This is a genomic window from Chryseobacterium sp. AC417 (assembly GCF_979258215.1).
In genome coordinates this window covers 1794082-1816549 of record NZ_OZ409845.1, presented here as the reverse complement: position 1 = coordinate 1816549, position 22468 = coordinate 1794082, and the positions used below count along the sequence as shown (strand labels likewise).

17 protein-coding genes are annotated in these 22468 nt (G+C 31.0%); 3 read left to right on the top strand and 14 right to left on the bottom strand.

Annotated elements, in window-relative coordinates:
* Positions 1-37 precede the first annotated feature (37 nt).
* Positions 38-1306, top strand: a complete 1269-nt coding sequence (locus ACZZ9T_RS08740; protein WP_463441756.1) for an NAD(P)/FAD-dependent oxidoreductase — start codon at positions 38-40, stop codon at positions 1304-1306.
* Between the two features lie 145 nt (positions 1307-1451).
* Here the strand turns inward: ACZZ9T_RS08740 and ACZZ9T_RS08735 are convergent, their stop codons facing one another.
* From ACZZ9T_RS08735 to ACZZ9T_RS08670, 14 genes are all read right to left on the bottom strand, one after another.
* Positions 1452-1817: a hypothetical protein gene (locus ACZZ9T_RS08735; protein ID WP_463441755.1), complete on the bottom strand. Its 366-nt coding sequence runs from the start codon at positions 1815-1817 to the stop codon at positions 1452-1454.
* Positions 1818-1825: 8 nt separating this feature from the next.
* Positions 1826-2536, bottom strand: a complete 711-nt coding sequence (locus ACZZ9T_RS08730; protein ID WP_463441754.1) for a hypothetical protein — start codon at positions 2534-2536, stop codon at positions 1826-1828.
* 169 nt (positions 2537-2705) lie between these two features.
* Positions 2706-3686 carry a hypothetical protein gene (locus tag ACZZ9T_RS08725; RefSeq protein WP_463441753.1) on the bottom strand — a complete coding sequence of 327 codons (981 nt, stop codon included), beginning with the start codon at positions 3684-3686 and terminating at the stop codon, positions 2706-2708.
* Positions 3687-4261: 575 nt separating this feature from the next.
* A complete protein-coding gene (locus ACZZ9T_RS08720) occupies positions 4262-5146 on the bottom strand; it encodes a hypothetical protein (protein WP_463441752.1) in 885 nt (294 codons plus the stop codon).
* Between the two features lie 2 nt (positions 5147-5148).
* Complete coding sequence (locus ACZZ9T_RS08715; protein WP_463441751.1) at positions 5149-5868, bottom strand: hypothetical protein; 720 nt, start codon at positions 5866-5868, stop codon at positions 5149-5151.
* Between the two features lie 53 nt (positions 5869-5921).
* Complete coding sequence (locus ACZZ9T_RS08710) at positions 5922-6359, bottom strand: hypothetical protein (RefSeq protein ID WP_463441750.1); 438 nt, start codon at positions 6357-6359, stop codon at positions 5922-5924.
* A 41-nt stretch (positions 6360-6400) separates the two neighbouring features.
* Positions 6401-6736 carry a hypothetical protein gene (locus ACZZ9T_RS08705; RefSeq protein ID WP_463441749.1) on the bottom strand — a complete coding sequence of 112 codons (336 nt, stop codon included), beginning with the start codon at positions 6734-6736 and terminating at the stop codon, positions 6401-6403.
* Between the two features lie 167 nt (positions 6737-6903).
* Positions 6904-7749 carry a hypothetical protein gene (locus tag ACZZ9T_RS08700; RefSeq protein ID WP_463441748.1) on the bottom strand — a complete coding sequence of 282 codons (846 nt, stop codon included), beginning with the start codon at positions 7747-7749 and terminating at the stop codon, positions 6904-6906.
* Positions 7750-7807: 58 nt separating this feature from the next.
* Complete coding sequence (locus ACZZ9T_RS08695) at positions 7808-10777, bottom strand: hypothetical protein (protein WP_463441747.1); 2970 nt, start codon at positions 10775-10777, stop codon at positions 7808-7810.
* Between the two features lie 3 nt (positions 10778-10780).
* Entirely contained in the window at positions 10781-11257 is a 477-nt protein-coding gene (locus tag ACZZ9T_RS08690; protein WP_463441746.1) for a DUF4280 domain-containing protein, read from the bottom strand.
* A 28-nt stretch (positions 11258-11285) separates the two neighbouring features.
* Complete coding sequence (locus ACZZ9T_RS08685; RefSeq protein ID WP_463441745.1) at positions 11286-12110, bottom strand: hypothetical protein; 825 nt, start codon at positions 12108-12110, stop codon at positions 11286-11288.
* A gap of 24 nt (positions 12111-12134) precedes the next feature.
* Positions 12135-13199, bottom strand: coding sequence for a hypothetical protein (locus ACZZ9T_RS08680; RefSeq protein WP_463441744.1), 1065 nt, complete (start codon positions 13197-13199; stop codon positions 12135-12137).
* A 1032-nt stretch (positions 13200-14231) separates the two neighbouring features.
* A complete protein-coding gene (locus ACZZ9T_RS08675) occupies positions 14232-18008 on the bottom strand; it encodes an nSTAND3 domain-containing NTPase (protein ID WP_463441743.1) in 3777 nt (1258 codons plus the stop codon).
* 20 nt (positions 18009-18028) lie between these two features.
* Positions 18029-19033: a PDDEXK nuclease domain-containing protein gene (locus tag ACZZ9T_RS08670; protein WP_463441742.1), complete on the bottom strand. Its 1005-nt coding sequence runs from the start codon at positions 19031-19033 to the stop codon at positions 18029-18031.
* A gap of 555 nt (positions 19034-19588) precedes the next feature.
* Here ACZZ9T_RS08670 and ACZZ9T_RS08665 point away from each other — a divergent pair.
* Both ACZZ9T_RS08665 and ACZZ9T_RS08660 read left to right on the top strand, forming a co-directional pair.
* Positions 19589-21142, top strand: a complete 1554-nt coding sequence (locus tag ACZZ9T_RS08665) for a hypothetical protein (RefSeq protein ID WP_463441741.1) — start codon at positions 19589-19591, stop codon at positions 21140-21142.
* 73 nt (positions 21143-21215) lie between these two features.
* Complete coding sequence (locus ACZZ9T_RS08660) at positions 21216-22466, top strand: hypothetical protein (protein WP_463441740.1); 1251 nt, start codon at positions 21216-21218, stop codon at positions 22464-22466.
* Positions 22467-22468: the final 2 nt, after the last annotated feature.

The following is a 22468-nucleotide window of genomic DNA, read 5'->3' as shown; positions in this document are numbered from 1 at the left end:
CTTGGATCAATTATTTCACACCAAAAAATATTATGATATGAAAAAGCACGTAGTTGTGGTCGGAGGCGGATTTGCGGGTATTAATTTTATTAAGACCATTGGTAAATCGGATGACTTTCTAATTACATTGGTCGATCAAAATAATTATCATTTTTTTCCTCCATTGATCTATCAGGTAGCCACGGCGTTTATAGAACCATCACATATCAGCTATCCCTTCAGAAAATTATTTTCAAAATATAAAAATGTGCGATACCACATGGGCGCATTTACGAGTATCAATACAGAAGAAAAGATTGTTGAAACTGATACCGGAACTCTGAAGTACGATTATGTAATTTTAGCGTTAGGAACAGAAACCAATTTTTTTGGACTTGACAATGTAAAAGCCTGTGCACTGCCGATGAAAACTATTCATGAAGCTCTTTTTCTTAGAAACCATTTGTTACTGAGTCTGGAAAAAGCTTCGCGCAATAAGGATAAGACCAAAGCAGAGAAGCTGCAAAATATAGTGATTGCAGGGGGCGGTCCTACCGGGGTTGAACTGGCAGGTATGATCGCAGAGATGGGTGGATATATTGCAGAAAAAGAATATCCTGATATAGAACATAGCCTTTCACATCTTTATCTGATAGACGCTCTCCCCTCTTTACTAGCTCCTATGAGTGATGCTGCCAAGAAAACATCTTACGAAAATCTGAAAAAACTAGGAGTCAATATCCTTTTAAATGTGTCCGTTAAAGATTATGTTGACGGCAGCGTACTGCTTTCCGATGGCAGTCAGATAAAGACCGAGACTTTAATATGGACATCGGGAGTAATCGGCAGAGAAGTGGCAGGTCTGCCGGAAACCAGTGTTGGAAAAGGAAGAAGATTAATGGTCGATGAATACAATAGGGTTTTAGGTGTCGAAAACATTTTCGCATTAGGAGATATCTGTCTCCAACTGACCGATAAAAATTTCCCTAAGGGTCATCCCCAACTTGCTCAGGTCGCAATTCAGCAGGCAAAATTAGCTGCAACTAATCTCAGAAAATTAGAAAATAATCAATCACTGACACCATTTATATACAATAATAAAGGCAGTATGGCGATTATTTCAAAATACAACGCAGTTGTAGATCTACCTCAATATTCGTATACAGGTTTTTTTGCATGGCTTACCTGGTTATTTATACACATCATTCCGCTTACCGGCTTTAGAAACAGAATCAGGCTCGCATTAGAATGGTTCAGATTATTCATCACTAACAATCCATCGATACGAATGATTTTACAGCCGCAAAAACACAGCCTGAAAAAATAAATTAACCGAAAAACTAACAAATAATAATTTCAATCTCTGCCCTGAGATTGTTTTTTTTTAAATTTTACAATTGATTTTCTTTTTGAATCTGATACTGATTTTACTTTTGAGTGGAAAAGGTTTTGAATGGATAATTTTTTATTATTTAATTCAAAAATACAGTCCAATTTTGAATATAAATGGCAGGATTTTCTTTATCTACAAACGTTAAAAAATAATTCTTTGCCATTTGCAGTATTCTTTCTTTATCATCAATAATAGAAAGATTATATATACCAAAAGAAGTTCCACTGTTAAGTGTTAAAAAGTGGGCAAGATCTGTATCGATTCGTATAAAACAATCACTAAATGCCCATTTATTTCCATATTCGTCTCTAAAAGTCAATATTCCTAAATCATTTTTGGAGAATAAAGCACCAGTATCTATATCGATCAAAAATTCGGTATTATCATTTCTTTTTTTGATGATGTGAGGCAGGTATTTTAAGTTTAGTAAATTTGTGTTTTTCATATTTATAATTATTTGAATTTTATCCAATTACCTGAATAAAGCTTTCCTTTTAGCTCAGCTTCATATTTTGGATCACAGATGAACAATACAGATTCCTCAATATTATCTTTTTCCACATCCTGAATAAACTTTTTATCTTTTTCAGAAACTATATTATGAGGATTTGAAAAATCTAATTTTAAATCTGTGGCTAATTTTATGATTTGATCATTGTTTTTCCACGAGCATACAGTATATTCAATAAATCCTCCCATTTCCTCTTCAACAATTTCAGGTTCAGTCCCAAACTTTTTGTTCATATAAGATATAAGATTTTTAATTTCCTTCTTATTCACCTTTGTAACAGCGTTCACTAACATTAAATCTTCTTCTTTATTTATCATAAATTCCATTGTTCTGAATTTAATATTATTAAACTTTGCAACTACATCTTTTGGAGAATAGCTTTTTACATTATATTGTATTCCTAGTATTTTATTTTTGTCACCCTTCCACTCGAAATCTGATTCTCTCAAAGTATCTTTTTCAACATATTGTTTTCCACTTGTAAATTTTATATTCTCTCTTTTCATTGATTCTTTATAAAATTTTTCAGGATCTAGTTTAAAACTAAAGGATTCCAAATTAATTATGTCATTTTCATATTCTTGGGAATGACAAGAGATTGTAGTTAATAATAAAATTGAACAACAATATAATAAAATTGCATTTTTAACCATTTTTATGATTTGTATTAGTTATTTTAGTGAACGAAATAAATTAAAGGTCTGTTTTTATCTAGGCAATTTACCTCTGATAGAATATTCGTATTATTTTTAATTGTTCCTTTCCTTGTGGAATATGAAAAATTCCATATTTGAAAGTGTACAAGATTCTTCAATTTGCTAACTACTTACATATTTTCATAATCTCTGTCTTATTTGGGTTAATTTTGTTATTATAAACAGTTAATGTATCTATGTATTTATTTTTAATATTATTTGAAAACGCACAATAGTTTTCAAAATTTTTGTTATCAACTAAATATAGATGGTTTATCTTTTTTAACTTAGGTAAATAAATGTCGCCATTAATTCTAAGGTTGCTATTAAGTGCAAAAAAGCCATTAATATTTTCAAGATTTTGTAAATAGATTTTAGTCAAAAAGTTGCTATATTCTACTGAAAAATTTTCATGAACATTTTTTAAGTTTTTGAAATTTGTAATACTGTCAAGTTCAGTACTCATTATTTGGATTGTATAAATATTTTCTATTTTATTAAATGCATCTAGCTTTTTAAGACTACTATTAGAAGATATAAATATATTATTTACATTAACGAGTTTATCAAAACCTGTTATTTCTTTTAGTCCATTTTTTCCATATTCTCCTACATTATAATTGAAAATAATATCTCCATTTACTATTTCCATATTATTGATATCTTTAATTTGAGATAAACCACATCCAGAGATAACAAAATTTCCATTTACTTTTTCTAAATTTTTTAAGCCGCTTATTGATTTTAATGATTTTATTTTAGTAATTAAAACTTCTCCATTTATAATTTTTATTGATTTTAAGTTATCCAAATTTTGAATCGCTTCTGAATATTCATTGTTTGGACTATTAATTGTTAAAGAACCATCAATAAAAGTATATTTATTTTCTCCAAATGTATCAATTTCTATTTGTGAATTTAATACTACATTTCCTTTAAAAACATTATCATTTTTATCGGGTGATAAATCTACTTTTTTATCATTTTGACTGATAAAATCTTTATTTTTTCTTTCCATATCTTTATTTTTTTGACAATAGAAAAGAATTGAAAAAAGTAACATAATTATAATGAATAATAAAGAAGAGCGTAATGATTTTTTTTTCATATTATTTTAAAGCAGTATATTATTAATAAACTTCTAGTTTACCTGTTTTTTGATTTCTGTACAAAATAAATCCATATATTCTATTATATCCTTCTTTGTCAATAGAAATTAGTGGAGATTGTCTCTTATCATTAATTAATTCTAAAGTCTTGTTATTTAGGTGAATTTTAGTGTATTATTTTGTAAAGGCAACATACTCTCTTTTGCTTTTGAAGCTCTGATAACTTGCTCATCTATATATTTCCTAATTCCAATCAAAATTTTCAGAATTTTCAAAAAAATTATTTGATAAATTAATTTCAAAACTTATCTCTTCTTAGAGCTGAGTTTTAATTAGAAAATTTATCTAGTTTCACGGATAGTGTCTGTAACCCTGATTTTTGGATATATGGATTTAAATAGTATGAACTATTTGAAACCCCATTATTTTCAAATGTTTTTGAAAGTAATATTCCATTAATATATATTTCAGAGTTTGCTCTAAAGCTATAAATAAATAATATTTCATCTTATTTTGTGATTTACCATTACAAGAAAAAAGCATAATGAACATTAAGAATATGAAATTCTTCATTTTAGTAAATTTCCAGTTTTCCTGTTTTGATTGAACGGTATAATTGTAAACCAAATGTCCTTGTTTTACCACTATTATCTTCTGACATCAATGGCGTATTAAAATTTTTATCTTGAAGTTCTACAATTAAACCATTAGGATGTATCACTATTTGTGTATTTGGTATTTGAAGCATACCATTCTTACTTTTTTCAACTCTATCTGCTAAGTTGGTAATATAATCCTCTTTTTTTTGTACTGTATAATAGCTTGTTTCAGTTTCTCTTTCAATAGAATTTTTATAAAGTCTGAGGTATTCTTTAGAATCTCCCGAATTAATAATTCCATGAACATTAATATAATAATCCTTAACTTCTTGAAATAAGCTATCTATATTTTCTTGTGTAAGATTAGTTGCTATATTTTTAAGTTTACTTCTCATAAATGGTACTTCCATCTTTACTTTCCAATTATAAATCACAGAATTTTGAGGTTTGCTATATGGAGGTAATACTAAATTTTCTACCATTTTTAAAGGAGGAGTATCCCCATTTTCTGAAAAATAAATTTTAAGAGTAATACTTTTTAATACATTTGGTAATATTTCTGTATTTCCATTTTCAGGTAGAATTTTTATTGTGATATCTTGTTCACCAGATTCTTCGATAAACTGATTTAGATATTGATAATTCATTATTGTACCATTCGTATTTTTTCTTTCGATTAATATTCCATTAAAATATATTTCAAAATTTCCTCTAAGACTATAATCTATATAATAACTATTTTTGTTCATGTTTTTATTTTTTTCTGATGTACCATTTATTATAGGTGTTTCTTTTGCGTTACTACACTGTAGAAATAAACATATGACACTAATCATAATTGCTGATAAGTTCATTTTCATAACTAAAATTTAAATGTTTTAATTTCGTTAAAATGAGGAATTATTTTTTTGCTTATATCTGCTTCCCCATCGTTATTTTTATCATTAATACTTGCTTTAAACCAAACCTTTAATTCTATTCCTGAAAAGAAAAAATCCATATCTAAATTTCCATCTTTATTCAATTTAAACGGACATTTTAATTCAACATATGATGACGCTTGAACACCAGCTCCAATTTCCGCAATATTATGCTTGTCATTTTCAGGCTTTGCTTCCACTTTATTTTTGGACATAAATCGAACAGATAAGCTTATTTCAATTTCTCCTAATATTTTACCTTCTAATCCCCAATTAAAATCTAACGTTTTGTCTGCAAAATTATATTTCAAATTGGCTTCCGACTCATAAACAGCAGATTCCTCACCTTCGGCATCCTTTAATTTTTTCCCTACTAATTTTACTTCTGCCGAGAATCTAACTTCTACTTTATACTCCAGCTCTAAACGACCACCGCTAAAAGTATTCGCCAGCCAAGAAGCTATATCCAAAGCATCAATAATTGCTCCCCAAGGTTTGAATTTGCTTCCTAGAGCAAGTATATCCAAGGTTACATTGGCTCCGATAATTGGATTAGCTTTTAATCTTCCCTCTAATTCATAGGTAATAGTACCATTTTTTGAAGTAGCATAACCGATTCCTAAACCTACCCCAATACTTGGGGGATTCAGCTCAAATTCCATTGGTAGTTTATTTAGCCTGTCCCAAAGTCCTTTTTTTGTATCAGGCGAAGCAATCAGACGTGATTGTTCTTCCCTGCATCCGAAACCCCTAAATCGTTATCCAAAGTATCTACCATCCAAAATAGTGGGGCGCACATTTCTCGAAACTTTTCGCCAAACTCGTCACCCAGATTAATGACATCATCCTCTCCACTTACTTCACATTCTACATGCAGACCAAATGTGGTTTTTCGTCCAACGTAATGTTGTAAACCATTGGAAATCTTTTTGTCAAGTATTTCTTTTCGTTTATTGTTATTCGAACTGCTAATTTCACCTTCATTAAATTCGCTGTAATGCTCTGTTAATGCAGTATTAGCTTTGTAATAAAGTGGTGTCTCAATATTATAATTAAAATTCAGCACCCATTTCATATCGGGAAAAACACGAATCTTTGCAATCTGATTTGGGTATCTGCAAGTTGTTACGGGAATAAAATACAGCTGCTCCAAATCTTTAACTGAAGATTAAATTATGTTTTTGGAAGAGTAGACTAATTAAAATCGTCATCATTTCTATAAAAAGTAATATTATATGAGGTTTGCTCATTACTAGGAAATTTGACTTCACAAAATCTAGAAAAATATCTATCCGATATAAGTTCGTAGCAAAAATCATTGTCTCCTTTTGAAGAGTCAATCAATTTAAAATCTGATTTTTTTACTGCATTGAGAATTTCATCATAACCCTCTTTAGTTTCTGGAACATAGCTAATAAGATTTCTCCCTTCTTTGTCAACCCTCATGACAATTAAGGAACTGCTAATTTTGCTTTTTTCATAAATAATCTTTTTTGTGCCATCGCCTATATCTTTGTCTTCTCGATACACAAATCCCTTCTTTTTTACAAATTGAAGATTGACATCATTTTTATTATCAGCAAGAGATTTTAGTTCATCTAGATTTAATTGTGTAAATCCTAAACTTGGTAGAATTAGTAATAAAAAAAGTGTTTTTTCATAGTTAAAATTTATGGTACATTATTATCAAATTAAAATTACCAAATATGCCATTGGTTGTCTCTGGTATCTTTGTAAATAAATAAAGGTAGAGAAAGAATTTCTTCTCCTGTTTTAGGGTCTTTGCACCAGACAATACGACCGCCATCTTTTATGCGTTCTAAAGCTGCTATTTTGCCATTACCGTATAACACCATGTTATAATTTTCTATGGGTTGTAATTTAGAACTGTACTCATCATTTTCAAATTCTTTCTTATTGTCAGCCAATACATTTTTTAAATCTGATTTGGTCTTATACGTAGGTATTACCGAAGATAATATTTTCGGTAATACTTCTTGATTATATTTATCATAATCATTTTTGATGTAATTATGATATTCTTTAAATTTTTCTACAACTTCTTTCAAAAGAACATCATTATCTATTTTTGTCAAATCAACTGCATAATTAATAGTATTCATTTCGTATGGCACATCTGCTTTGAAAGTAGTTTCAAACTTCACAAATGGTAAGGGGTTTTTATCATCAATGGTGGGCATTTCCCATTCTAAAATGGTAGTTGCACCTCCAAAATCTGTTTTATTAGACATATCGGCATAACGCATTAGTCGAATGGTTAAATCTGAATTACGTGTAAGTCTGTTTCCGTTTTGTGGGGTAATGATAATTGATAGTTTCTGTAGTCCGCTTTTTAAGATTTCATAATTGAGCATCGGTCTTACCGAATAAGCAGGATAGACACCATGATATCCATAAGTGTACAAATCATTCACCAGCATTTTATAATGACAATTTTGATTGTTGATTTGTAAAAAGTAGCCTGTTTTTGGTTTGTTTTCGAAAACGATGTAGTCTTCTTCTCTATCGAATGTGTTGTTCATTGTATCATTTTTTTGTTGACAAGATACTGTCTGCGTTAAGATTAGTAGTAATAATAGTTTAATTAATTTTTTCATTTTCTTTATTTAGATAGTATTTATTTCCAATTAAGGTACATTCTTTAATTACCGTGTATGGTCCTATTTTTTTTGTTTTTGAATATCCGATTCCCTGATCATTTTCCACTTTCTCTGCCACAAAAATAAGTCCAGCAAATTTTATATTGGCATCAATATATGGTCCTTCTGGATCGGCACCTGTTTTCAGAGTTCCTGTAATTCCCGTTTCTCCGTAAGCTCGGTATTCCGTAACCTTATCTCCTTTCCAATCCCCTGCAGCAAAGAGAAATCCTACGATACCTCCTCCTATAGTTAGGCTGGCTTCAACTCTTATCTTGAAGTCTCCTTCAAAACCGATATCTCCCTCGCTTAGGGAATCATCTTCACCTATTTTTATAGTAAGACCAAAATCTATTTTTCCACTTGCCGATATGAAGAAAGCAGCATCTATTCCCGATGCTTCCAGCACAACATCTACAACATTGATGGCTTGCCCGAATACAGGAATATATCCTGCCAAGGCAATTAGGTCTAGCGTTCCAGTAGCAGAAATTATTGGAGATGCTTTAATAAAAATGTCATAGCTTCGGGTTACCTTATTTTTATTGGCAACATGTCGGAAACCCCAAGAAAATCCACATGATAATGCTGGATTATCCACTACGATCTCTATGGGCAGCTTCGTTAGCCCTTTTAAGAATTTACTTTTTTTGGAACTTTCGAGATATTTTACTTTTTTCTGTTCAGTATCTGGAGCGTCTTCACCATTTCCTGCAACGGAATCAAAAAGTTCTTTCACAAGACCAAAAGCATAAACGGCATCTTTTATTTTATCACCAAAATCATCCGTTAGATTATATTCTTCTGAACCAACTGTTGCATTAAAGCCAAATTTAAAGTCTAGCTTTTCTAAAGTTTTTTGTTTCTTACTAACCTCATCTTTCTTTGCAGCATCTGGTGACGGATATTTAAATGCACCTTTGTACTCTTCCAGTACTTTCTTTCTTTTCTCTGTGAGGTCCTCTCTCCAGTCTTCCTTGTGTTTGGGATCAACAGTGCCTATAGAAAATGTGATTCCCCATTGAATATCAGGAAATACTCTAAATTGAGCTATCTGGTTGGGATATCGACAAGTGGTGACAGGAACAAAATAGATCTGTGCATTTTTTTCATCTAATTTAAAATAATTGAAGATCCATAATTTATTGATCGCCGAACTTGTGTATTTCTGAATTTTTTCTGCAATTGTTTTATTGTATATATATTGCAATTCCAAAGTAATAGAGTCACCTTCTTCATCAATCGTGTAATCTTTATCCGTTAAGCCCTGTATACCAGCAACTGTAACTGCTTCGTACTTTTTCTGTTCTTCTGCAGGAGCCTCTATCCCTTTTGCTTCCTGATCGGGTTTGTTCCATTCTAATTTTGGAGAAGAATCTCCATTGGAGGGATGATAGAATGAGGATTTATTTCCTAAGCCTAACATTTTCAAATACCGCTCTGCAAAAAGCGCAGGATCTTTGGAAGGTACCCATTGTCCTACGACCCATCCCATTTTAAAAACGTCATTTATATCTTTATGCTCATGCCCATTATTAAGAATTTTTTCACATTTTACTCTTAATTTACCTTCTTCTCTTAATTTACCATTTGCTGTTCTTATACTTTCAGGCTGTGCATTTTTATTTTTTAGAAATTTCGCTGTAACTTTTACTGTTTTTTTGTCCTTATCTCCAATAATTAAATCCACAAACCTCCCTGTTTCATCATTAACTTTTTTATTGAGCTTGTATTCATTAAAAATTTCAATGTCTTTTTCTCCATTGTTTACTGTAATTACAGAATAGGCGCAAGGATTGTTCTCTTTTCGGTTGTATTCAATATCTCCGATATACTGAATCATGTTGGTTTTCTCAATTTCTCGTTTAGCCAAAATTTCACTCATGAAATCTTTTTGTACTACGATTCTGCTTGAGATAGAGCTTTCCTTAATATCTATATCTTTAATTGATAAAGTTTTTGAATCGTATTGATACAAATTGTTGGTAGGCTGTGCCAAAAAATTTCTAAATTTTATGACTTTACAACTTACATTTTTTAAAAAATCGTGTTCTTTTGTATATACAACTGCAATTACAGAAAACTGTTTTTCTTTAACCTCACCCTTTCTCCACTTTTCATAATCGATCAAAATGTTAAAAGGAGCAGGAATATTTAGTCCTTTCGATTCTTTATCAATCTGTCCCATTGTGCGCTCTCCACTTTTCCACACACTGGCTTCTTCTATATCTTTAAAATTAATCTTACTTCCTTCTTCTGCTGTTATTGTCTTATTGCTGTCATTCTTCTCAACTACAAAAACCTGACTATACAAAATATTGGTATTAGTAGAACACAAGTTATGATAATGTACTAACAGATTTACGGCTTCTCCATACTGCCAGTTTTTCTCGCTATTTTCAAAATGAGCGAAATTAATGTATGGATTAGATACAGGAATAATATAAAATGTAAAGCCATCTTCAGGTTTATCTGTAAAAACAATAACCTTTTGGATATATCCATAGTAATACATAGATTTACTATCTCCAAGCAGTTTAACGGTAAGAAATTCTCCCTTTTTATAATGCCTGTTCATTCCCATATATTTAATGGGTATATCTCCTTCATTTAATGCCCATAGATCGGAAGGGATATTTCCTCCTTTTGTACTGGCATCAAAAAAAGCGTGCTGATAAGCCATTGCCCATTTTACATTCGGTGATATTTTATTATCATCAAAGCAAGATGCATCAACATAGAATTTGGCTCTATTCATAAAGCCTGTGTCTACAATTATTATATCATCTTTTTTAACCCTTCTTCTTTCTTCTTCCAATAATTTAGCCTTATGAGCATCAATAGGCTTTTTGGATCGTCCATACACGACAATTTCGTCTCTGTCGAATTTACAACCGATAATCTTTGCCATAATCTAATCTATTTGCATATGGTTATAAGGTTCTTTTTTCTCAAAATTCTTCATATTAATAACAGGCAAGACATGAGAAAGTAATTCTTCATCTGCATTTTTGAAATTCTGTTTACTGGGTTCAGCTACTTGCCCGCTTTTGAGGATAATGATGCAATCCTTCCCGCCAATCGGGCAGGTTGCTTTGCTGTCTTCCGTTAAAACATAGCCTTTTGGTGGGTCGTATAATACTTTTTCGTAATATCCGCTCCACTGTGTTACTGCTGCAGTGCAGGGATTATTATTCATTTTTGCGCACGAGCCAAAGGTGTTTTTCTCAAAGGTTGCTCCAATATCTTTGTGGGTAGCGGCAAGTTTGCTTTTGCCTTCGTGGTCGTTTAAGTAGTATTTGCTCTGGGTAAGAACTTTAAGCTTGTCGGGGGTAGTACCAAAGTTACATTTGCAGGTTGCACCCTGAACGATCATTTCTTTTTGTGCCATCTTTTTGTGTTTTATTAATTAAAAATAGTTAATTATTTGATAAATTCAAGAGATTTATTTTAAATTTCAGTAAATTTTTATCTTTAATATAAGGAGAGAAATAAATCCACGCTTTCTCATAAATCTGTTGCCTGTTGCTGGTAAAAACAGTAAAAGTGTTTTTTTCTTCATCATAATACTTGTTCCCTACTTCGTAACTGCCCGACTCGTATCCATCTTCTGTTATTCTTACGAAGCTTAACTGGTTATTGTCAGTATATATCCATTTGTTACCCAACTCGTCTTTAAAACTAACATACTTGCCATAACTGTAATTTTCTACAAATGCAGCTCCTGTTTTTTCATTGCCCATTTTCACACAATAGTCTAGAAAGTTCTCCCCTGCTTCACAATACACAATAAGTATGGGTTTATGATACCTGAACTCACATACCGGACTGAATAATTCTATAGGGAATCGTTCATATAAATTGTTTTTTTTGATTACAGTAACATCAACATCATCTTTTAAAAATTTCAAAAAATAATTAGCAGCAAGATGATAAATCTCTTCGGCGGTCTGAGTATGTTTTAGAGTCGTATTATCCCAGTAAACCGAGCATCCCGAAAGAAACGGAAAGCTTTTATCGTATTCCTCACAATGATATAGTATTCCGGATTTTCCTGTGTATATGAATTTATTTCCTTTTCCATCATCAAATGAAAGCGTATTTTCTAATGCGTCATATTTTAAAAAGACACCATGATGGGAATGAAGAATTTCATACACATCTACGCCAATGTATTTTTTAATACAATCATCATAATTACACTTAAAAAAGTCATGGATATTTTCTAATTTTCTGTTAGTCATTTGTATATGTTTCAGATTGAAAATTCACCCCAAAAAATCCCAAAACCTTTTTTTTGCCTGTTTCTCTTTGTAGAGTTTGTATTGTTCTTCTTCAAAGTCTTTCCACTGCTTATAAGTGTAATCCTTTCCTTCATAGGTTTTATAAATTTCATGATCTTCATTTTCATCATCGTGAATCAATAAAGGGCTTCTTTTTTCAGGCGGAGCGGTTTTGTTATTCTCGGTGTTTTGCTGATATTGGGTAAACTCCGTTTTTTTTATTGTAGTTTCTTTTCCTTCTGCATCTTTTGAATAAACCTCGAAATAAACTCTCGTGTGCATAGGAAACAGATAATAAACATCCAAGTCAAAATAAGCATTCAGCCTCATAAAAACATTTTTTTCAGAACTGATATTACTTTTATGATGATTCGGTATAAAATAATCAGAAGCTGCCATTTCGTCGGATTGAAAATGAATTTCTACTGAATGATAATCTGTAATTTCAGTATTGATTTTTTGCGTTCCTGTAAAATGTATCGGGTATTCGTAAGGAACAACAGCCAGGTATAAATCTGTTTTTGATGAATGCTCTTTTCCGTAATCAATATATTTCGGATGAAACAGCAGGTTCCAAAACCAGTCATATTGCATACTTTTTTCAAAAACTCCCCTGCTTTCAAGATTTCTCTCAAAAGCATTGTAAAAAGCCTGTACTATTTGAGTATTATATTTCTCGGTAGCTTTGAGTTTGTTTCTATGCCAACGGCTGTTTACAATATGGTTAAAATTCGTTATTCCTAGAAACGTTCCTGCTTCATTAATCCCTACCTGAATAGGATAAATCGTTTTTGACAGCTCATCCGTCATCATCTCATTGATTAAATCAGGCTCATGCTGATCAAACCAGAGATTGGTTTTATCAATGTCTAATAACCATGTATTATTGTTGGAAGTTATGGTGAGTTCAGCCTCGTAGTCTATTCTTTTGGAGGGAATGTTTTTTTGTCCGTCAAAATACTTTACCGATACTGCATACTTACGGGATCTCAGGTTTCCGAAGTTGAGTTGTAGGGTATTATTTTTCAGGGTAATAGCCTGTTTTTTCATCAATGCGTTTTTCTAAATATAAATATAAACAAAGAAATCGAAATTTAATTCCTTTGGTAAATATTTTATTTTATTTTGTTTTTACATTGTTGTGGAAGGACTATAAAACACATGGCAGACCTCCTAAAACTTGATCATTTTTCTGACTTTTCTTGTGTTGCTTGAAATTTAGACTTTTCTAGTCGTAGGGTTTTTACAGAGACAGGCTATTTTCCGATACAGTATCTAAAGAAGTGTTTATTAATGGTGGTTTACACAATACAAGGTGTACAAAAGTGGTACAGGATTAAGATGCTGCAACATCTTTTTTTTCTACTTTTTCGCACGAATCTCGTCACGATAATCAATTGTAAACCAATTATTTACAATATTTAACGATAAATTTAAATATACATTTGTACTACTTCTGTACACCTCAAACCGTATAAATTCCTGTAAATTAGACAATTAACATTTCCCGAATGCATCGGTGATAATTGATAGATTTCGCCTGTACACCTCAATTTTTAGCCATTTAGAGACGAAAACAATTTACAGTTCGATCAGTTATAGCTCAAATTTTATATTAAAATGTTTTAATTGATCTACTTATTAATTTCACTTAATTCTTATGATAATTTCTTACCCTCCCTAATTTAATAAGATTTTTGAATATTATATTCGTTCTTGTCCATTAACATGGTTTTTTTTCGATCCTCATTCATAAAACAAGGTAAAGTCACATGCTGGTATAATTTTCATTCACCAATTTGTAATACAATAATATCATTTAGAGCTAATTAATCGTGCTAAATACCACTATTGTGTTATTTGTCCATTATCTATGAATTCATAAAAATTTATAAGATTTATTTTATACCATCTTTCTGACACCGCATACAAGAATGACAATGGCAATGTGCTGTTTGTGTATAACAAAAACAACACAAAAAATATTTTTGTTGGCGGCGGCAATAACATAGAAAATTATTTTAGAGGTAAAGTGGAAAAATGACTAAAGCTCTATTTCTTGTGCCACGACAAGGCATTCAATTAACAGAACTCTTCCATAAAATCTCTTCTTTGCTCATCTTCAATTTCCTGTTTTTTCCGAATAATTTTTTGTTCAAAATGATCAATATGTTCGGAATAATCTAAAATACTTGGTAATGTGTTTATCATTCTAATAATATCCTGATAAAATTCAATTTTCTTTTGAATTAAAGGCACTCTGCTACCTGACCAGCTTTCTGATCTTCCAAAATTAATATATTTAGCTACTTCAATATTTTTATTAACTAGAAGAAATTCCTTAAAATAATCGATAAACCATGCATTAAAATTATGATAAACCACTTCAATAAGCATTAATGAAATTTTTTCATTGTTGCTATACTTCCTAGTAAGATTTAAAATTAGAGATTTCATTTTTTCAGTTGCATCTTCATGAGCACCGCTATATCTAAATAGCGAATAAATATCCTGCTCCACTAAAAAAGCAAATTGCTCTTTTTCTAATGCTGTTAAAAATAGATCTTCGATAAGTTTATCATATTCAGTATACTCCCACAATGCACTTGTATTAATATTCTCCAATCTAATTTTTGAGGAATACCCTAATCCAATTTTACCGTTTTTCAAACTGTCATTAAGAAATTTATTGTCAATATCTAAAATTGCTTTTAATTCTTTACCCTTGTAATCAAAATGATGGTCTAATTCATACTGAGACCAAAATGCATCTTTTAAAAGTTGAGTATGATCAGTAAAATAAGAAGCACATTCTTCACAAAAGTGAAGTCCAAAATCATATCTTGTCTTGCGTGGCTTTTGAAAAATTATATTTGTGAGGTACGTTATGATATTATGATTTTCTAACTTTGGCTTTCCATGTTTATATTTATTGAATACAGTTTCATATTTCAGATAATCTAGCATCCGATGGATATATAGATATTCATTTGTATTTTGAAAAACATCTATTAAAAGATTTAAAAACGATTCATTTACTTGTTCAGCAGGTATCATTGTAACCAATACAGATTCCCAATAAGGTTTCCCTTTGAAATCATATTCTTTTATTATGCTTAAAAGTTCATCTGCTGTCATAATGTTTTCACTCATCACCACATTCATAACATATGCACGTAAAGGATAATTTACTTTACCGCTAAAAAATAGTCTTAAAGCATTTTCAGCTTCGGATTTACTTTTTCGTGCAATTGTAGAATAAATATCGGTAACAGCACCCTCTATGTGCCACGCATCTGTATCATTTTGCTGACGGTATAATTCATCTACATTCAAAAGAAAATTTTCTAAATTATTCCAGTCATTTTCATTTACAAATTTTTCAAATTCTTGTCTTTTTTCTTTTTCACATTCTTCAATTGATTTATTTTGCTCATACTCCCAACTTGGTTTTATAAATTTTGACAATTTTCTAATGTCAGATTCAATAAAATCATTCCAACTATCAGGGAAATCTTCTCCGACATCTTTCAAATGTCTGGCAAGAACACTAACAAACTTACAATGAGCATATTGCTTGTTATCTAATTTTTTTAAAATCCAATCTTCATAGATTGAAAGTTCTTCTACAAAAATAGTCTTGTCAATATCTCCACCAGGTCGTACAATTTTATTTAAAAGTTTTTGGGATTGTTCATTTTCAACATCATACAAGTCGTATGCTTTGTTAAGGATACGATTTCTTAATGCAATTAAGGAATCAGATTTAAATAATCTAAAGTTCAAAATTGTAAATGCAGAACCTTTTGCTGAACCGAATTCTGTAAATTCCCAACCCAGCAATTTTTCCGATATATTTAGAAAAATGCCGTTGGCAATTAATTTTTCTACATCAGTCAATTTATTATTTAACAGCACATCAAATAAGATATTCTGGCGCAAATAACCTTTTTCTAAATCTTCAACTCTGTAACTAAAATAGTCGTTTACGAATTTTAAAACCTCAGGCATACGACTTGGATTTTTAGCTAGCATCTTCAATGTTAATTCTAGTGATGGAACTAATAATTCATTAGGATGATTCCAAAAATTTCGTAGTAATTCAAAATGTTTGGTCGCTTTTGTATGATCATTATGAACGTAACTAAATTCAAACTTTTCAGGATATTCTTCTTGAGAAAGTCCGTTAATCCATTTTTTTAAATAAATTAAACAGTCCCGGCCTTTATAAAACCAAAAAAGATTGTAAAATTCATAAAATTCTTTGTCAGATTTTAACTGTGAAATTACTTCCTGCAAATGAGGCAAGACTAACTCTTTTACGTGAAAATAAGCAAACGTATTATTTATATCAATGAGTGTAGCACTAATTCTATGTGAATATTTTTCAATGAAAGCCATTATCCAATTTGCATAATTAATAACAGCGGACTTCTTATCAGTAAAACATTTGTAAAAAGCATACGTAGCCAAAACTTGGTCCGATACTTTTACAATTTCTTCAGAATAAACATCCAGAATTTCACTATTATGAAGCTCCATTATTGCTGACCATAATTCTTTCCAATCAATTCCAAATTCGGATAATAAAACATCTTTCAGTTCTTCATTATTTCTATCCAAAACTCCAAAAAAGGATACAATTGCCAATGATTTGAGAATGATGGGTTTATTAAATATTCCTATTTCTTCAGATATTTTCTTAAAATATTTTTCATATAGCAACACAGGGCTATCCAAATAATTCGTTTCTGCTTCTGGTACAACTGAATTAGTTGCCATCAATGCTACTCTGGCATTTCCTTTTGCTAATTCAATGATTTTTCTTTTAATGTCAGGATAATGCTTCAGATTAGGTAAGGCAGCAATAATTATTTTCCCAATTTCCTCATCTTTAAACTCTTTTATATTTAATTCTCTATGTGTATAGTTTTCAAGAGTATGCGAAACTTGTTTTTTCACATAGTCTCTCGAAGTAATTATCACTTTAGCAGTATAAGATTGCGAACCCTCTAATTTGCTCAATAAATAAACTAAGTTACTAACCGATTTATTAGCATCATCAAACAAAATAATATGATTTTTACCTGGCAAAAACAGATGTTGATAATCATCCCAAAGAGAAACACCAGAACTTTGAATGACAATAGGAATATAGTCTTCTTTTAAAAGTTCTTCTAATATTTTAACTCCCAATTTTGATTTTCCTACACCAGCAGCTCCTGATAAAAATAAAATATCAGAAGTTTTTAAAATATTAATAGAATCTTTTAATTCTTCTTCTCTACCAACAAATTCGTTAGTAAGCGATGGTTGTAATCCTTTTTCAGTTTTTAGTAAAAATTGTTCAAGTGTATATATATCTCCTTTTACCATCTGAATATTAAGATACTCTTCCGCCAATTTTGGAATATCGAAAATACGCATTGGCAAATTTTGAATTGTCAATATATCAAGAGTAGCATTCGAATTAAAAGATTTTACTTTTTCATTTAATGAATCGTATTCATCTGTACTTACTTTTTCAATACAAGCTAAAAAAACTTTCTCGATTTTATCTTTGCTAATACTTGTTTCATTTTCATTAAAACAATGATCTATATCTTTTGAAAGTTTATCAAAAAATGATTTTGATTCTCCAATTCTTTCTTTTGTTGTGCATTCAACAAAAATGTAATTATCGCCATTGATAAAAAAAGAATCTGGTGTTCCTTTACTTGTTTTCTCTTTACCAACCACAGCACCTGGTGAACCTATAAATTTATTCCCTTCTAAGTGCAACAAATGATTTATTAAGGTCTGAAAGCTTGCCTGATTAATTGCTTGTAAGGCATTTTCTATTTGAGTTATAGTATTCATTGTTCTGTAAGCTAAATTCTTTATTCCATTTCTTCAAAACTTTCCAACTCCTTATTTACTTCATCTAGTAATTGTTTTTCGGTTGGTAAATATAATTGATATTGACTTGCGAAAATTTGTTTTTGTCCTTCCGGAAGGGTGAATTTCACAACTGCATCGTTTTTATTGGCACAAAGCAAAATTCCAATAGTTGGATTTTCGTGTGAGAGTTTTTCTATTCGGTCGTAATAATTGACGTACATCTGCAATTGTCCAATATCCTGATGGGTAAGTTTGGTTGTTTTGATTTCGATGATTACAAAGCACTGTAAAATACGGTTGTAGAAAACCAAATCTATAAAGAATTCATCACCTTCAATATGTATTCTTTTCTGTCTTGCTACAAATGAAAAACCATTACCTAATTCTAACAAAAAATCTTGTAAATGCGTGATAATGGCACTTTCCAAATCTTTCTCATAGTAAGATGCTTCTCTTTTCAAACCAAGAAACTCCAAAAACATTGGGTCTTTTATAATTTCTTTGGCATCAGAAGGCTGCTTCTCATTCCTTGCCACTGCCAAAACATTTTCTTTATCATTACTCAACAGAAGCCGTTCGTATAGACTGCTGTAAATTTGTCGCTCCAACTGGCGAACAGTCCAATTATTTTTCACTGTTTCAGCAATATAAAAAGCTCTTTTATCCTGACTGTCAACACTTAATAATAGTTTATATTGACTCCAGCTCAATTGTGCATACAGTGTATGCACATTCTCGAATGTTCTGTAAAATTGGCGATAAAGGTTGATTTGTCTTGTAGAAAAGCCACTTCCAAACTCAGGTTGTAGTTGTTCTGAAAGATATTTAATAAGAAACTTACCATAATCTGCTCGGTGTTTGCCCTCTTGTTCTTCTTCAAAAATTCGTTTGCCAATATGCCAATACATAAGCGTTCGCTGATGGTCTACTGCACGTGTAGCATTGTCTTTTGAATGGGCAATGATGGTTTTTATATCGCTTATTACAGATTTATTTACTAGCATTTTTTTAGGTATGGAATTTAACGAGAGAGATTATAAAATTATGAAAAAGAAAGCCATAGTTTCAAAAATATTACTTTACAACTATTGTCGCCCCAAAATAGCATGATTAAAGACTTTTTAATTTTTAATTCAATTCAAATTAAATATTTTAAGACTTTTGTAATAGTTTACTACATCTAAAATACATCATTATGCTATAAATCAATTAATTACATGATTCATCAGCAATCCGACAATCAGTAAATATTTCCGAAAGTTTTAGGTTTTTAAAAATAGTATGTCAAATTTTTTAAGTTACAGTACATAGAAGTAATTGTGCAAGATGCCAACCCCTTTGATATTTCACATTTCAATCGATTACTTACTTTTAAGAAATCTAAATTGAAATCTAGAAAGCCCTTGTCGCAAATTTCGCAGATTTTTATGACAAAACATACAGTTTCTTAGTTTATGGCTTAAAAGACATTTAATGATGAATACAGCTCATTTTATTTTTGTAATTTTCAAATTCACATAAATTAAAACTTGAATAACATAATATAAAAGTTCAGACTAATGGCTAAAAACACTAAAAAACTAACAGATGTTACAGGTGGTGAAATATCTATTGTATTTGATAAATTAAAAAATAAGGGTCTTATATTTAGCTATGATTTTTCAATGATTTCAAAGTTCCTTTTAAAAGAATTTCTTCCAGTCGATCCATTTAAAACAGACTTTACATCACTTATATCTTCATTTCTTGAACATATTGACTTTAAGGAAAATGAACAATTTGAACATTTGGGATTCTTCAGAGATGCTCATCTTAAAGAAAAGGAAGAGCTTTTGAAGGCAACTAAAAAAGAAAATGACTTCCATCGCTATATCTGCAAAACTTATTTTGATCTGATTGCGGAACCCAAAGATAAACTTCTCGAAGCGTATATAAAGGCTACGGCAGATCTCAAAGAAATTGACGAAACACTTGATGATATAAAAGCCAAACTTGATAAAATTACATCTGAAAACATCACAGCTGATGTTCAAGAAAAAAAACCAATATTATATTACTATCAGACGCATAACGAGAAAGCAAGGACTCAAATCTTATCTTTTATAAAAGAAGGTATACGGGATTATGCTATATCCACTTCTTATGGAAATTCTTTATGGGGCTCACTTATGCAGCGAATTTCATATAATTACGAATGGAACTCTGACTCTTATAAACCGCGTTATCCCAATGATCTCGCTAATAAATTAGGAGACCTCCCTTACCCTAAGTATGTAAGGATCTGCAAACTTTATGACGAGAATAAACCTGAATTTTACAAATTCCTCACTAAGCATATAGTTGACGAAGAAATTATTTTTTCTTTCAACAACCTTATCCAGAATCATCATATTCTTGACGCTAGAAAAGAAATCTTAAATGAAACCTTAAACATTTACCAAGCTGGCTCGAAAATGATGTTCGCTACAGCTGTACCGTCCATCATTGAAGGTATATTACACGACTTATGTATTCTTGTGGGTGAACAGGAAAATAACTTACTACGGGAAGGATTTCAGTACAAACTAGATAAGCTTCAAGAATATCTTGGAATAGAACTTCACTACGAGTACTATTCCTTTCGCTTCCGTTTATTCAGGAATAAAGTTTCCCACGGCAGATTAACAAAAAAAGATGTTCATGAACTCGCTGATCTTTTACTACTTGATCTTTACCAGATATGTAAGCTGGTTAGCACCGACAAGTTAAATCTTAATCATAAACGATTTGTTATTCATGAGCTTAATCAAAATCTAGCAGTGCCAGATTTCAAGTACCTTATGCAGTATCTCCTTTTGGACAATATAGAAATCCCTGCATTTTATCAATTAGAAGAGCAAATTGAAGAAGTTGAAAAGCTGATATTAAACGAGGAATTCTGGAAGTTTCTTGAAGAAGAGATAACACACGGAGATGATGCTACAAATCATGGAATTCACATTGTCATTGAAAGCATAAGCAGAAAGAAGCTGGAGAAAGAAAAATGCAAAAGTTTATTTAGAAAATTGGGAATAAAGAAATCAGACAAAATTTTGGCAAACGGATATCTTAAGTATCTGACTAGGGATTTTTAAATCTTACAGAGTGCTCGCTGTTAAGTAATTTAATTTGTACTTTTGACTATATTGCATTTAATATCAAATAACTATGTATAAACTGAGAGTATTAGATTGTAAAACATTCGAAGATAGGATTTGGATGCTTTGCAAAGGAAGTTTAAATGATTATTTACATAACTTAAAGCCTGAATTTTACAACTTTTCTATTCAACGTAAAATTGTAAAAAACCAATATCTTGACACTTTGATTTCAACCGTTAAGGAAAGAGACCCTATTCCATTGATCACATTGACATATACTGACAACAATCTAACACCTACTGTCGGTCAGGATGTGGAAATCGATATGGGAAATGTAGAAATTTTGGATGGGCTACAAAGAACATTTAGATTGTGGGCTCATCACATACTGATTGAAGAGTTTGATAAATCTGAGATTTCTGATGCCACTACATTTGCTAAAAAAATTAAAAGTCAGCATCCCTCTTTTTTCGAGACGGGAATTGTTTCGCTAACTAAGATCAAGGATTATTATAAAAATGGGGAGTTTTCCGAAATTAAAGATGCTTTTAAAGATTTTGAAATCTATTTCACAGTTTGGGTCAATTTAAGTCCTAAAAAAGTTATTCATAAAATGTTGGTTCTGAATGCTGGTCAAAGAAGCGTGAGTAAAACCCATCAATTTGAGCTTCTATTCTTATACTTGTGGGAAGATTTGCAAAATCAGGTTGATGGTATCACTTTGTATCGAGAAAAAGACCCCAATGCTAACAAGGTCAAATCGGGGATCAGAAACTCAGGTGATTATATGTTCACATCAGTAATTGTTGCTCTTAGATCATTTTTGGAGAAAAAACCTTTGCGTGTTTCGATTGATGACCTAGATGTTTCTGAATTGAGTCAAGACGAGTCAACAGGAGAAATTAATGAAAATATCTTTACCACTGATTTTATAAAATTATTCTTGCAAAATTTAAAAGTTCTTGATGAAGCTGTTGTAGAAAATGAGCCAGAAGAGGGTCAGAAGTGGTTTGTGAAAGACACAACACTTTCTGGTATTCTTGCTGGATTAGGTGTTTATGCCAACGTCGATCAAACACTGCCAACGGAAGAAATTATCAAACTTTACCAAACTAGTTTTGATCAGCTAATAACGAAAGTAGTCAAAAATGGTTTTAAGTTAGAAGATTTCACCAAGCAATACAATCTGCTTTCAAGCCGATCTGTCAATATCGGAAGTTTCATAAGAAAAGTCATCATGGATTATACTATTCAGCTTTTGGAGGATTCAAATCCATCTTGGGAAGACATTTTTAATTCTAAAAACAAAAAAGTTTAGTT

What these genes read in the sequence shown, in the direction of transcription:
- ACZZ9T_RS08740 (WP_463441756.1), top strand. Translation starts at nt 38, where the DNA reads ATGAAAAAGCACGTAGTTGTGGTCGGAGGCGGATTTGCGGGTATTAAT.
- ACZZ9T_RS08735 (WP_463441755.1), bottom strand. Translation starts at nt 1,817, where the DNA reads ATGAAAAACACAAATTTACTAAACTTAAAATACCTGCCTCACATCATC.
- ACZZ9T_RS08730 (WP_463441754.1), bottom strand. Translation starts at nt 2,536, where the DNA reads ATGGTTAAAAATGCAATTTTATTATATTGTTGTTCAATTTTATTATTA.
- ACZZ9T_RS08725 (WP_463441753.1), bottom strand. Translation starts at nt 3,686, where the DNA reads ATGAAAAAAAAATCATTACGCTCTTCTTTATTATTCATTATAATTATG.
- ACZZ9T_RS08720 (WP_463441752.1), bottom strand. Translation starts at nt 5,146, where the DNA reads ATGAAAATGAACTTATCAGCAATTATGATTAGTGTCATATGTTTATTT.
- ACZZ9T_RS08715 (WP_463441751.1), bottom strand. Translation starts at nt 5,868, where the DNA reads ATGGAATTTGAGCTGAATCCCCCAAGTATTGGGGTAGGTTTAGGAATC.
- ACZZ9T_RS08700 (WP_463441748.1), bottom strand. Translation starts at nt 7,749, where the DNA reads ATGAACAACACATTCGATAGAGAAGAAGACTACATCGTTTTCGAAAAC.
- ACZZ9T_RS08695 (WP_463441747.1), bottom strand. Translation starts at nt 10,777, where the DNA reads ATGGCAAAGATTATCGGTTGTAAATTCGACAGAGACGAAATTGTCGTG.
- ACZZ9T_RS08690 (WP_463441746.1), bottom strand. Translation starts at nt 11,257, where the DNA reads ATGGCACAAAAAGAAATGATCGTTCAGGGTGCAACCTGCAAATGTAAC.
- ACZZ9T_RS08685 (WP_463441745.1), bottom strand. Translation starts at nt 12,110, where the DNA reads ATGACTAACAGAAAATTAGAAAATATCCATGACTTTTTTAAGTGTAAT.
- ACZZ9T_RS08680 (WP_463441744.1), bottom strand. Translation starts at nt 13,199, where the DNA reads ATGAAAAAACAGGCTATTACCCTGAAAAATAATACCCTACAACTCAAC.
- ACZZ9T_RS08675 (WP_463441743.1), bottom strand. Translation starts at nt 18,008, where the DNA reads ATGAATACTATAACTCAAATAGAAAATGCCTTACAAGCAATTAATCAG.
- ACZZ9T_RS08670 (WP_463441742.1), bottom strand. Translation starts at nt 19,033, where the DNA reads ATGCTAGTAAATAAATCTGTAATAAGCGATATAAAAACCATCATTGCC.
- ACZZ9T_RS08665 (WP_463441741.1), top strand. Translation starts at nt 19,589, where the DNA reads ATGGCTAAAAACACTAAAAAACTAACAGATGTTACAGGTGGTGAAATA.
- ACZZ9T_RS08660 (WP_463441740.1), top strand. Translation starts at nt 21,216, where the DNA reads ATGTATAAACTGAGAGTATTAGATTGTAAAACATTCGAAGATAGGATT.